Source organism: Dechloromonas sp. H13, from assembly GCF_009469615.1.
Classification (GTDB): Bacteria; Pseudomonadota; Gammaproteobacteria; order Burkholderiales; family Rhodocyclaceae; genus Azonexus.
Window position 1 is genome coordinate 75,835 of sequence record NZ_SSXX01000002.1, and the last position, 11,656, is coordinate 87,490.

General features: G+C 65.7%; 13 protein-coding genes. All 13 read left to right on the plus strand.

Annotated features, from left to right (window positions below):
* Positions 1-25: 25 nt before the first annotated feature.
* The 13 genes from GH660_RS04805 (at position 26) to mraY (ending at position 11,656) form a co-directional block, all read left to right on the plus strand.
* The gene (locus tag GH660_RS04805) at positions 26-472 is read left to right on the plus strand and encodes a nitrate reductase cytochrome c-type subunit (protein WP_153145467.1); all 447 of its coding nucleotides are present in this window, start codon (positions 26-28) and stop codon (positions 470-472) included.
* Between the two features lie 17 nt (positions 473-489).
* On the plus strand, positions 490-1,110 hold the full coding sequence (locus GH660_RS04810) for a NapC/NirT family cytochrome c (protein WP_228276366.1): 621 nt from the start codon (positions 490-492) through the stop codon (positions 1,108-1,110).
* A gap of 217 nt (positions 1,111-1,327) precedes the next feature.
* Positions 1,328-1,624 carry an HU family DNA-binding protein gene (locus tag GH660_RS04815; protein WP_153145468.1) on the plus strand — a complete coding sequence of 99 codons (297 nt, stop codon included), beginning with the start codon at positions 1,328-1,330 and terminating at the stop codon, positions 1,622-1,624.
* Positions 1,625-1,677: 53 nt separating this feature from the next.
* Positions 1,678-1,992: a hypothetical protein gene (locus GH660_RS04820; RefSeq protein WP_153145469.1), complete on the plus strand. Its 315-nt coding sequence runs from the start codon at positions 1,678-1,680 to the stop codon at positions 1,990-1,992.
* 42 nt (positions 1,993-2,034) lie between these two features.
* Entirely contained in the window at positions 2,035-3,198 is a 1,164-nt protein-coding gene (locus GH660_RS04825) for a UbiH/UbiF family hydroxylase (RefSeq protein ID WP_153145470.1), read from the plus strand.
* Positions 3,199-3,207: 9 nt separating this feature from the next.
* Positions 3,208-3,912, plus strand: coding sequence for a DsbC family protein (locus GH660_RS04830; RefSeq protein WP_153145471.1), 705 nt, complete (start codon positions 3,208-3,210; stop codon positions 3,910-3,912).
* Positions 3,913-4,321: 409 nt separating this feature from the next.
* Entirely contained in the window at positions 4,322-4,768 is a 447-nt protein-coding gene (mraZ, locus tag GH660_RS04835) for a division/cell wall cluster transcriptional repressor MraZ (RefSeq protein ID WP_153145472.1), read from the plus strand.
* Positions 4,765-5,691 carry a 16S rRNA (cytosine(1402)-N(4))-methyltransferase RsmH gene (gene rsmH / locus GH660_RS04840; protein ID WP_153145473.1) on the plus strand — a complete coding sequence of 309 codons (927 nt, stop codon included), beginning with the start codon at positions 4,765-4,767 and terminating at the stop codon, positions 5,689-5,691. The genes mraZ and rsmH overlap by 4 nt, the downstream gene beginning before the upstream one ends.
* On the plus strand, positions 5,691-5,984 hold the full coding sequence (gene ftsL, locus GH660_RS04845; RefSeq protein ID WP_153145474.1) for a cell division protein FtsL: 294 nt from the start codon (positions 5,691-5,693) through the stop codon (positions 5,982-5,984). Before rsmH ends, ftsL begins: the two co-directional genes overlap by 1 nt.
* Positions 5,984-7,732: a penicillin-binding protein 2 gene (locus GH660_RS04850; protein WP_153145475.1), complete on the plus strand. Its 1,749-nt coding sequence runs from the start codon at positions 5,984-5,986 to the stop codon at positions 7,730-7,732. Before ftsL ends, GH660_RS04850 begins: the two co-directional genes overlap by 1 nt.
* Positions 7,729-9,195: a UDP-N-acetylmuramoyl-L-alanyl-D-glutamate--2,6-diaminopimelate ligase gene (locus GH660_RS04855; protein ID WP_153145476.1), complete on the plus strand. Its 1,467-nt coding sequence runs from the start codon at positions 7,729-7,731 to the stop codon at positions 9,193-9,195. The genes GH660_RS04850 and GH660_RS04855 overlap by 4 nt, the downstream gene beginning before the upstream one ends.
* Complete coding sequence (gene murF, locus GH660_RS04860; RefSeq protein ID WP_153146175.1) at positions 9,195-10,553, plus strand: UDP-N-acetylmuramoyl-tripeptide--D-alanyl-D-alanine ligase; 1,359 nt, start codon at positions 9,195-9,197, stop codon at positions 10,551-10,553. Before GH660_RS04855 ends, murF begins: the two co-directional genes overlap by 1 nt.
* Positions 10,553-11,656, plus strand: a complete 1,104-nt coding sequence (gene mraY / locus GH660_RS04865) for a phospho-N-acetylmuramoyl-pentapeptide-transferase (protein ID WP_153145477.1) — start codon at positions 10,553-10,555, stop codon at positions 11,654-11,656. The genes murF and mraY overlap by 1 nt, the downstream gene beginning before the upstream one ends.

Below are 11,656 nucleotides of genomic sequence, written 5' to 3' on the forward strand. Positions count from 1 at the left end.
AGCCGTACATTTGGAGGGAAAAACCATGAGATTCATCCCCGCTCTGCTCCTGACGGGCGCCATGCTCCTGTCGGGGGCGGGTAGCGCCGGTGCGCAGGAGGTCGTCGAGTCGCTACGCGGTGGCGCGCCGATCACGGAAACTTCCCGGCTCGATGCCATGTTCCGTCCGGAGAAGGACCAGGACCTGATTCCGCGCAATTTCCAGAAGCAGCCGCCGCTGATTCCGCACAGCATCAAGGGCTACAACATCACGCAGAACTTCAACAAGTGCATGGACTGCCATTCCAGGGAGCGGGCCGAGGAAACCGGCGCCACCAAGGTGGCCAAGTCGCACTATCTGGACCGCGAAGACAAGAAGCTGAGCAACATCTCGCCGCGTCGCTATTTCTGCATGCAGTGCCATGTGCCGCAGTTCGACGCCAAGCCTCTGGTGGAAAATACCTATAAACCGGCTGCCAAGAAGGGGGAATGATGAGTCTCGAAAAATATATGCCTGCCTGGGTCAAGCGTGTCGGCATGGTGACGGTGCTGCTGTTGTTCGTGGCCGGCATCGTCTTCTGGGGGGGATTCAACTGGGCGCTGGAAGCGACCAACAAGGAGGAATTCTGCATTTCGTGCCATGAAATGAAGGAAAACGTGTTCAAGGAATATCAGAACACGATCCACTACACCAACCGCACCGGCGTGCGTGCCACCTGCCCGGATTGCCACGTGCCCAAGGAGTGGGGGCCGAAGATGGTCCGCAAGATCCAGGCCTCCAACGAGGTGTGGCACAAGCTGCTGGGCAGCGTCGATACCCCCGAGAAGTTCAATGCCAAGCGCGCCCAACTCGCCCAGAACGAGTGGAAGCGCATGAAGGCGAACGACTCCAAGGAGTGCCGCAACTGCCACCGCTACGACTACATGGACTACACCGAACAGGGCAACCGTGCAGCCAAGCAGCATCCGCAGGCTTTCACCGAAGGCAAGACCTGTATCGACTGCCACAAGGGCATCGCCCACCAGCTGCCGGCGATCGACCAGCATATTGGCAAGCAGAACGAAGGGGCGGTCGAGATCTCGCACGGCGAAAAGCCGGCGGAAAACGGCAAGGCCGAAGAGAAGAAGTAAGTGCTCCTGAGCAAACGAAAGACCCCGGCTGCGGCCGGGGTCTTTGCTTGTCGGCGGTGGTTGCGGTCGACGTGCGTGAAAGGCACAAAATCAGGGCGTCGGCGTACAAATATCCCTGTTGGCATCAGCACTTATCCGGAAAATGTGCTACTTTTGTTGTGCTGCCGTGCCAACGGCCAGTTTTCTTTAACACAAGTAGTTAACAGGAGGCACTTAGATGAATAAATCCGAGCTGGTCGAAGTTGCTGCAAAAGAAGCTGGTATCACCAAGGCCGCTGCCGACAAGGCCTTGTCGGCCATCATCGGTGCGGTCGTCGCGACTGTAGCGAAAGGCGAGTCGGTTACGCTGGTTGGTTTCGGTACGTTCAAGTCTGCCAAGCGCGCCGCGCGCACGGGCAAAAATCCCAAGACCGGTGCCACCCTGAAGATTCCGGCCACCACGGTGCCGAAGTTCACCGCCGGTACGGCGTTCAAGGCATCCGTTGCCGCCAAGAAGCCGGCCAAGAAGAAATAATGGCACCATCCAATGCGGGGCCCGCGGCAACCGGGCTCCGCTTTTAGTTTCCAATGAACGATCAGAATCCAGAAAATCCCCCCGTCACGCCGCCGTCGGCGCCGCCGCCCAACGACAACCGTCGCCGCCTGCGAGAATTACTGTCCGTTCCCGAGCGGGATCGCTCGGACGAGCAGTGGGATGAAATCATCGAGCTGGAGATCCAGCTGGCGCCGGGCAATCGCGCTTCGCCATCGGAGCATGGCAGCGGGCAGGGCAACGCCGGAGGCGGGCACGGCAAGCCTTCAGGCGCGTCCAAGAAACACCGGCCGCGCAGCAACAACAACCGCCGGCCGCGGCCCAACAAACCTTCGGGCAATCCGTCCTGATTCCCCTGTTTTTCGCCGGACCCCATCGGCGCTTCTGCCGCAATGCAGCATTTTGACCTGATCATCGTCGGCGGCGGCCTCGCCGGCGCGAGCCTTGCCGTCGCACTGCGCGACGCGCCGCTGCGCATCGCGCTGGTCGAACACCAGGCGCCGCGCCGCCCGGAGGGTTGGGATGCCCGCGTCTACGCGATCAGCCCGGCCAATGTCGCCTTCCTCGAGCGGATCGGCGCCTGGAAGCACCTGGCGACCGAGCGCATCGCGCCGATTCGCGGCATGGAAATCAGCGGCGATGCCGGCGGCCGGCTGGCCTTCTCGGCCTACGACTCGGGCGTGCCGGAACTGGGCTGGATACTCGAATCGTCGCTGATGGCCTGCGAGTTCTGGGAAAGCGCCAAGCGGCAGGGCAATCTCACTCTGCACTGTCCGGCAGCGCCGCAGCAACTGACTTTCGGGCCCGACGCCGCACAACTTGTGCTGGCCGACGGCAGTGCACTTTCCGCGCGCCTCGTGGTCGGTGCCGACGGGCGCGATTCCTGGGTGCGCCAGGCGGCCGGGCTGTCGGCAGTCAATACGCCCTATGACGAGAAGGGCGTGGTCGCCAATCTCGCCAGCGAAAAGCCGCACCGCAACGTCGCCTTCCAGTGGTTCCGCGACGATGGCGTGCTCGCCTACCTGCCGCTGCCGGGGAACCGCATCTCGATCGTGTGGTCGACTTCCGATGATCATGCAGATGAACTCTGTGCCCTGCCGGCAGCGACTTTCTGCGAACGCGTCGCCGAGGCCGGGGGCCACGCTCTCGGGCGGCTCGACTTGCTGACGCCGGCGGCCGCCTTCCCCTTGCGCCTGATGCGCGTTCCGCAAACCGTCGCGCCGCGCCTGGCGCTGGTCGGGGATGCCGCGCACGGCATCCACCCTCTGTCGGGGCACGGCATCAACCTCGGCTTTCAGGATGCCAGCGAACTCGCTGCGTTGCTGGCTGGCGCGCCGCAGTGGCAGGACATCGGCAGCGAGCGCTTCCTGCAGCGCTACCAGCGCGCCCGCCGCGAGGAAACGGCGCTGATGCAGACCACCACCGACGGCCTGCGCCGCCTGTTCAAGGCCTCGCCGCCCGGGTTGCGCACGCTGCGCAACCTCGGCCTGAGCGCCACCGACGGATTACCCTTTGTAAAAAATGCCCTGGTGCGTTACGCGCTGGGTGCCCTCTAGGAGAACTGCATGCTGAAAAGAACCGTCCCGCTGGCGCTGGCCGCGCTGTGGACCACGCTGGCGAGCGCCGACGAGGCCGAGATCAAGAAGGCGATGGAAGCCAAGCTCGGCGCCAAGGTCGAAAGCGTCACCAAGTCGGGCTATCTCGGGCTCTACGAGATCTACGCCGACGGCAACATCCTCTACACCGATGAAAAGATGACGGCCTTCATCGCCGGCGGCCAGTTGATCGAAGGCAAGACGATGAAGAACGTCACCGAGGAGCGCATGCGCAAGCTGACGGCGATCAAGTTCTCGGAACTGCCGCTCGACCGGGCGATCAAGCAGGTGCGTGGCGACGGCAAGCGCGTGCTGGCGACCTTCGAGGATCCCAACTGCGGCTACTGCAAGCGGCTGGCCAAGGACCTGCAGAAGCTTGACAACGTGACCATCTATACCTTCCTTTATCCTATCCTGTCCGAGGATTCGATCCGCAAATCGAAGCAGATCTGGTGCGCCGCCGACCGTTCCAGGGCCTGGAATGACTGGATGGTCGACGGGCGTGCGCCGGCCGGCAAGGATGATTGCGATACCTCGGCGATCGTCAAGAACCAGGAGTTCGGGCGCCGCCTCAACATCAGCGGCACGCCGACCATCTTCTTTGCCGACGGCGAACGCGTCCCGGGCGCTGTGCCCTTGCCCAAGATCGAGCAAAAGCTCAGCCAGTTGAAGTAACGTCGGCGCTCGCCGTTTGCGCCTGCCCGGGGGGCTTGCCCGGGCAGGCTGCTGTAGTTCCCTGGCCGGCCCGTGCCAACCCCGGATTTGGATCCGGGCGGCTCCTGCGGCTCTGCGGCCTGCTGCGGTCGACCACGCGCCGCGGCCCAAAACCCTCCTCTGTTTTTACCCCGGCGGCATGGCCTGGCGGTGACGCTCCGATTTTCTCCAAATCCTGACAAGTCACTTTAAGAGTCGTATTTCGCGCATTGATTATTAAGGCTTATTTTCTTCTAAAATCCTCTGCGGATTCGCGCCTAAGTCCTTGTTGCGTAAGAAAAATTCCCGATTTTTATATTGACGGGTGACAAATCATGTCTTAAAGTGGGAAAACGTGTTGAATTGTGGGTAAACGAGGAGCGAGGCGGGGATGTTCGAGGGGGCTGCGGCACTCAGTCTGGATGCGAAGGGGCGGCTTGCCATACCGGCAAGGCACCGCGAGACCCTGCTCGCCGCCGGCGAGGGCTCGCTGGTCCTGACCGCCCACCCGCACCGCTGCCTGCTGCTCTACCCGTCACCGGCCTGGCAGCCGATCCGCGACCAGATACTCAAGGCCTCCAGCCTCGACCCGCGGGCGGCGTCGATCAAGCGCGTGCTGGTCGGCAATGCGCGCACCGAGGCGCTGGATTCCGCCGGGCGCCTGCTGGTGGCGCCCGAGCTGCGCGACTACGCTCAGTTCGAAAAGACTGTCTACCTGGTCGGGATGGGCAGCCATTTCGAAATCTGGAGCGAAGCCGGCTGGAAACAGCAGAACGATCTGGCCGTGGAGGCGCTGTCCGGCGATCTGCCGCCAGGCTTTGGAGATCTCGTGCTGTGACCGCCGGTGGCACCCACGTCACGGTGCTGCTCGAGGAGGCGGTAGGTTCCCTGGCGATCAAGGCGGATGGCGTTTATATGGACGCCACCTTCGGTCGCGGCGGGCATAGCCGGCGCATTCTCGCGGCGCTCGGCGAAAAGGGGCGGCTGGTGGCGGTCGACCGCGACCCGCAGGCGATTGTCGCGGGGGCGGCAATCAACGATCCGCGTTTCCGGCTGGTGCATCGCGCCTTCGGCGAAATCGCCGAGGCGGCGCACGATGCCGGCGTCCAGGAGGTGGACGGCATCCTCTTCGATATCGGCGTTTCATCGCCACAGCTCGACGATGCCGAACGCGGCTTCAGCTTTCGCCACGATGCGCCGCTCGACATGCGCATGGATACCACGCGGGGGGAAACGGCGGCCGAGTGGCTGGCGCGCGCCGAAACAAGGGAAATAACGGAGGTCATCAGGGATTATGGCGAAGAACGGTTTGCTTTCCAGATTGCAAAGAAGGTTGTGGCTGCTCGGCTCGAACAGCCCATTGTCACCACAGCGCAATTCGCGGCCCTCGTACGCGCGGCCGTGCGCACCCGTGAGCCAGGGCAGGACGCGGCGACGCGCAGCTTTCAAGCTCTACGGATTCATATCAATCAGGAACTCGGCCAGCTGGAAGTAGCGCTGCCGCAGGCGGCCGAACTGCTCAGGCCGGGCGGCCGGCTGGTGGTGATTTCCTTTCACTCCCTCGAGGACCGCATCGTCAAGAACTTCATGCGCGCGCAATCGACTGCCGACGACCTGCCGAAGAACCTGCCGCTGCGCGCCGATCAGTTGCCGAAGCCGAAGCTGCGCCTGGTCGGCCGGGCGGTCAAGCCGTCGGCCGCCGAGATCGCCGCCAATCCGCGGGCGCGCAGCGCCGTGATGCGGGTCGCCGAAAAACTGTAATGGTTCGCTTCAACATGATCCTCCTTCTCGTCGCCGTCGTTTGTGCGCTGGGTGTGGTGACCTCCCAGCACCGCGCGCGCAAGCTGTTCCAGGATCTGGAGGGCGAGCAGGAGCGGGTGCGCAAGCTGGATATCGAGTACGGCCAGCTGCAGCTCGAATTGTCCACCTGGGCGACGCATCCGCGCATCGAGCAGATCGCCCGCAGCCGGCTGCACATGGTGACCCCGGATGCGGTGGGGCGCGTGGTCGACAAACCGGCCGCCGGCGCGGCCAAAAAGAAGGCGGTGCGCTGATGGTCGTCCGTCGTCGTCCGCAACGCGGCCATCGCTTCGCCGAAAGCCCGGTGCTGCAACTGGCCCTGCAGGGCTGGCGTTCACGCACCGTCGGACTGTTGCTGATGGGCGCCTTCGCGGCGCTGGTCGGGCGCGGCTTCTACCTGCAGGTGATCAACAACGATTTTCTGCAGGAGAAGGGCGAATCGCGCTACCGCCGCGATATCGAGGTGTCGGCCTCGCGCGGCAAGATCATCGACCGCAACGGCGACATGCTGGCCGTGTCGACGCCGATGAAGTCGGTCTGGGCGATTCCCGGCGACGCGCGGACGATGAGCGCGGTGCAGAAGCAGCAGCTGGCCGCCCTGCTCGACATGAGCGTGCGCGAACTGGACGGCAAGATCGCCCCGGAAAAGACCTTCGTCTTCATCAAGCGTCAGGTGCCGCCGGAAACTGCCGACCGCATCGCCGCCCTCAAGCTGCCGGGCGTGCACCAGGAGAAGGAGTACCGCCGCTACTACCCGACCGGCGACATGACGGCGCATATCGTCGGCTTCACCGGCGTGGACGACAAGGGGCTGGAAGGGGTCGAGCTCGCCTTCCAGCAAAGCTTGCTGGGTCATCCGGGGAGCCGCAGCGTGATCCGCGACCGCCGCGGCAATATCATCGAGGACGTCGGCGCCCTGAAGCCGCCGCAGGATGGCAAGGAAATCCGCCTGGCGCTCGATTCGAAGATCCAGTACATCGCGTTCAGCCAGCTCAAGGCGGCGGTCGAAAGCAACAACGCCAAGGCCGGCGGCATCGTGGTGCTCGACGTCCAGAGCGGCGAGGTTCTGGCGCTGGCGAACTGGCCGACCTACAACCCCAACAATCGCGAAAACCTGTCGGGTGCCCAGTTGCGCAACCGCGCCTTTACCGACACCTTCGAGCCGGGTTCCACGTTGAAGCCGTTTACGGCCGCGCTGGCGCTGGAAAAGGGCAAGTTCCGCCCCGACAGCGTGATCAACTGCGCGCCGGGGCGTCTGACGATCGGCAACGCGACGATCTCCGACGCCCATCCGCATGGCGCCCTGACCGTCGCCCAGGTGATCCAGAAATCCTCCAACGTCGGCGTCACCAAGATGGCGCTCACCATTCCGCCGCAGGAAATGTGGCAGATGTTCGATGCCGTCGGCTTCGGGCAGGTGCCGCAGCTCGGCTTCCCGGGCGAGGTCACCGGCCGCCTGCGGCCGTGGAAGAACTGGCGGCCGATCGAGCAGGCGACGATGTCCTACGGCCACGGCATTTCAGTGAGTTTGATCCAGCTGGCGCGCGCCTACTCGGTCTTTGCGCGTGACGGCGACCTGATTCCGCTGACCCTGCTCAAGGTCGATCAGCCAGCCGTGCACGGCGTGCCGGTGTTCACTGCGCAGACGGCGCGCGAGATGCGCGCCATGCTGGAAATGGCGGCCGGTCCGGAGGGCACGGCGCCCAAGGCGCGCGTGCCGGGCTACCGCGTCGGCGGCAAGACGGGTACCGCGCACAAGCTGGTCGGCGGTGCCTATGCCAACAAGTACGTGTCGGCCTTCGTCGGCTTCGCGCCGGTTTCGGACCCGCGGCTGATCGTCGCGGTGATGATCGACGAACCCAGCGCGGGCAAGCACTACGGCGGCGAGGTCGCAGCGCCGGTGTTTTCGCAGGTGATGGGCGCCTCGCTGCGCACCCTCGGCATCGTTCCGGACGCGCCGGTCCAGGTGGCCGAGGCGTCGGTCAGGAAGGGTCCGCTGTGAATACGCCGCGCGAGATTCTCGACCGCCTGGCAGCACTCGGCGTGAAGGCCGCCGGCGTCGCCGACGACAGCCGCCAGGTCGCGCCCGGCGACCTCTTCCTCGCCTATCCCGGCGATCTCGCCGATGGCCGCCGCTACATCGGCGATGCGCTGGCGCGCGGGGCGGCGGCCGTCCTCTGGCAGGCGGGCGGCGATTTTGCCTGGAACCCGGCGTGGACCGCAGCCAACCTGCAGGTCGACGCTCTGCGCGCGCTGGCCGGCCCGCTCGCCCATGCCGTGCATGGTGCGCCGAGTGAGGGGCTGTCGCTGATCGCCATCACCGGCACCAACGGCAAGACGACGGTCAGCCAGTTCATCGCCCAGGTACACGTGCGCCGCTGCGCGGTGATCGGGACGCTGGGCGCCGGCTTCCCCGGGGCGCTGGCCGAAACCGGGTTCACGACCCCGGAGGCGACGACGCTGATGCGCCTGCTCGCCGGTTTCCGGCGCGCCGGCGCCGAAGCCTGCGCGCTCGAAGCCAGTTCGATCGGCATCGAGGAGGGGCGCATGAACGGCGCCCGCGTCGATGTCGCGGTGTTCACCAATTTCACCCGCGACCATCTCGACTACCACGGCAGCATGGAAGCCTACGCGGCGGCCAAGCGAAAACTGTTCATCTGGCCGGGGCTGCGCACGGCGATCGTCAATCTCGACGACGCGCTCGGCCGCCAGCTGGCCGGCGCGACGACCGCCGCCACGGTGCTCGGCTACGCGATTGGCGACACGGGCGCGGCGGTACGCGCCGAGCAGTTGTGCGAGACGCCGCAAGGGCAGCGCTTCACGCTGGTCCTGCCGGACGGCAGTGCAGTGGTCGAGACCCCGCTGCTCGGGCGCTACAACGTCTCCAACCTGCTCGCCGTTGCCGCGGTGCTGCATGATGCCGGCGTTGTCGCGGACGATGTGGCGCGCCGGCTGTCCAACGTGCATGCACCGGCCGGTCGCCTGGAGCGTCTGGGTTGCGTCGGCGAACCGCTGGTCGTCGTCGACTACGCGCATACGCCGGATGCCCTGGAGAACGTGCTGCTCACCCTTCGCGCCGTCGCGAATGCACGGGGCGGCCGCCTCGAGGTCGTCTTCGGTTGCGGCGGCGACCGCGACCCGGGCAAGCGGCCGCAGATGGGCGAAGTGGCGGTCCGCCTTGCCGATCGTGTGCTGCTGACCAGCGACAACCCGCGCGGCGAGGATCCCGAGCGGATAATCGCCGACATCCGCGCCGGTGCAGGCACGGCGGAATCCGAAGTCGACCGCGCGGAGGCGATTCGCCGCGCCATCTGCCGGGCGGCGGTTACCGACGTCGTGCTGCTGGCCGGTAAGGGCCACGAAGCCTACCAGGAGCGCGCCGGCGTGCGGACGCCGTTTTCCGATCTCGAACAGGCGCGGCTCGCACTTGATCTGCGCCGTCACGGCAAGCGGGAGGTCGCATGATGAACTGGCTGCTCTCCGATATTCGCGACGCCATCGGCGGCCGGCTGGTCGGCGCCGACCTGGCGATCGCCGGCGTGTCGACCGATACGCGCGCCATCGGGGCCGGGCAGTTGTTCGTCGCGCTGCGCGGCGAGCGCTTCGATGCCCATGATTTCCTCGATCAGGCGGCCGCGGCGGGTGCCGCCGCATTGCTGGTCAGCGATGCGGCCCGCCTGCCGGCCGGTGTCCCGGCGCTGGTGGTCGATGATACGCGGCTCGCCCTCGGCAGGCTGGCCGCCGCCTGGCGCGCCCGTTTCGCCGTACCGGTGATCGCCGTCACCGGCTCGAACGGCAAGACGACGACCAAGGAAATGATCGCCACCATTCTCCGGGCGCATTTCGGCGACGCCGTGCTGGCTACCCGCGGCAACCTGAACAACGATATCGGCCTGCCGCTGACCCTGCTCGGCCTCCACGCCGGCCATCGTGCGGCGGTCATCGAGATGGGCATGAACCATCCCGGCGAGATCGCCTATCTGGCGCCCCTCGGCGCGCCGACCGTGGCGGTGATCACCAACGCCCAGCGCGCTCATCTCGAAGGCATGGGCGCCATGGACGAGGTGGCGCGCGAGAAGGGCAGCATCTTCAGCGGCCTGGCGGCCGACGGCGTCGCCGTGGTCAATGCCGACGACCGCTATGCGGCGCTCTGGCGGCAGATGGCCGGTGCGCATGCGGTGCGCAGCTTCGGCATCGAGCAGGCCGCCGACGTGCATGCGGCGGTCCACCAGCACGGGCTGGAAACACGGCTGGCGCTGACGGCGCCCGAAGGCAGCGCGGAGTTCCGGCTGCCGGTGCCCGGCCGCCATAACGCCCGCAACGCGGTCGCCGCTGCGGCTTCCTGTCTGGCTGCCGGCGTCCCGCTGGCGGCGGTGGTCGCCGGGCTGGAAGGGTTCGCCGGCGTCAAGGGGCGCTTGCAGAAACGCCGCGGCGTTGCCGGCGCCGTGGTGCTCGACGATACCTACAACGCCAATCCGGACTCGGTGCGTGCCGGCATCGATGTGCTGGCCGCGACCATCGGCCACAAGGTGCTGGTGCTCGGCGACATGGGCGAGATCGGCGAAGCCAGCGGCCAGTACCACGACGAGATCGGCGGCTACGCCAAGAGCCAGGGCATCGATCGCCTGTTCGCGCTCGGCGACGCCAGCCAGCAGGCGGTGCGCAACTTCGGCGACGGCGCGCGGCATTTCTGCAATGTCGACAAGCTGATCGCTGCGGTCAACAAGGAACTGGGGCCGGAAACCACCGTGCTGGTGAAGGGATCCCGCTTCATGAAGATGGAGCGGGTGGCCGACGCCATCAGCACCGAGGAGGAAATCTGATGCTGCTCGCATTGGCACAGTGGCTCGCCCAGGACGTGCGCTTCTTCAACGTCTTCAATTACATCACGCTGCGCACCGTGCTGGCGGCGATGACGGCGCTGCTGCTTTCGTTCGCCATCGGGCCGCGCGTCATCCGCTGGCTGGCAGAAAAGAAGATCGGTCAGGCGGTGCGCACCGACGGCCCTCAGACCCATCTGGTCAAGTCCGGCACGCCGACCATGGGCGGCGTGCTGATCCTCATCGCCATCGGCATCACGACGCTGCTCTGGGGCGACCTGACCAACAAGTACGTGTGGACGGTGCTGGTCGTCACCCTCGGCTTCGGCATCGTCGGCTGGTACGACGACTGGAAGAAGGTCGTCTATCGCGACCCGAAGGGGTTGTCGGCCGGCTGGAAGTATTTCTGGCAGTCGCTGCTCGGTCTCGGTGCCGCACTGTTCCTCGCCTTCTCGGCCAAGTCCGGGGCGCAGACCGAACTGATCGTGCCCTTCTTCAAGACCGTCGCCTATCCGCTGGGCGTCGTCGGCTTCATCACCCTGACCTATTTCGTCATCGTCGGCACCAGCAATGCGGTCAACCTGACCGACGGCCTCGACGGCCTGGCGATCATGCCGACGGTGATGATCGCCTCCGCCTTCGTCGTCTTCGCCTACGTGACCGGCCACGCGGTCTACGCCAAGTATTTGTTCATCCCCTACGTGCCGGGGGCCGGCGAGCTGTGCATCCTGCTCGGCGCCATCGCCGGGGCCGGGCTCGGCTTCCTGTGGTTCAACGCCTATCCGGCCGAGGTCTTCATGGGTGATGTCGGCGCGCTGGCGCTCGGGGCCGCGCTCGGTACCGTGGCGGTGATCCTGCGCCAGGAAATCGTCCTGCTGATCATGGGCGGCGTTTTCGTCGTCGAGACGCTGTCGGTGATGCTGCAGGTCAGCTACTTCAAATACACCAAGAAGAAGTTCGGCGAGGGCCGGCGCATCCTGCGCATGGCGCCGCTGCACCACCACTTCGAACAAACGGGCTGGAAGGAGACGCAGGTCGTCGTCCGCTTCTGGATAATCACCATCATGCTCGTGCTGATCGGGCTGTCTTCGCTGAAGCTGCGCTAA

What these genes read in the sequence shown, in the direction of transcription:
- GH660_RS04805 (WP_153145467.1), top strand. Translation starts at nt 26, where the DNA reads ATGAGATTCATCCCCGCTCTGCTCCTGACGGGCGCCATGCTCCTGTCG.
- GH660_RS04810 (WP_228276366.1), top strand. Translation starts at nt 490, where the DNA reads ATGCCTGCCTGGGTCAAGCGTGTCGGCATGGTGACGGTGCTGCTGTTG.
- GH660_RS04815 (WP_153145468.1), top strand. Translation starts at nt 1,328, where the DNA reads ATGAATAAATCCGAGCTGGTCGAAGTTGCTGCAAAAGAAGCTGGTATC.
- GH660_RS04820 (WP_153145469.1), top strand. Translation starts at nt 1,678, where the DNA reads ATGAACGATCAGAATCCAGAAAATCCCCCCGTCACGCCGCCGTCGGCG.
- GH660_RS04825 (WP_153145470.1), top strand. Translation starts at nt 2,035, where the DNA reads ATGCAGCATTTTGACCTGATCATCGTCGGCGGCGGCCTCGCCGGCGCG.
- GH660_RS04830 (WP_153145471.1), top strand. Translation starts at nt 3,208, where the DNA reads ATGCTGAAAAGAACCGTCCCGCTGGCGCTGGCCGCGCTGTGGACCACG.
- mraZ (WP_153145472.1), top strand. Translation starts at nt 4,322, where the DNA reads ATGTTCGAGGGGGCTGCGGCACTCAGTCTGGATGCGAAGGGGCGGCTT.
- ftsL (WP_153145474.1), top strand. Translation starts at nt 5,691, where the DNA reads ATGGTTCGCTTCAACATGATCCTCCTTCTCGTCGCCGTCGTTTGTGCG.
- GH660_RS04850 (WP_153145475.1), top strand. Translation starts at nt 5,984, where the DNA reads ATGGTCGTCCGTCGTCGTCCGCAACGCGGCCATCGCTTCGCCGAAAGC.
- murF (WP_153146175.1), top strand. Translation starts at nt 9,195, where the DNA reads ATGAACTGGCTGCTCTCCGATATTCGCGACGCCATCGGCGGCCGGCTG.
- mraY (WP_153145477.1), top strand. Translation starts at nt 10,553, where the DNA reads ATGCTGCTCGCATTGGCACAGTGGCTCGCCCAGGACGTGCGCTTCTTC.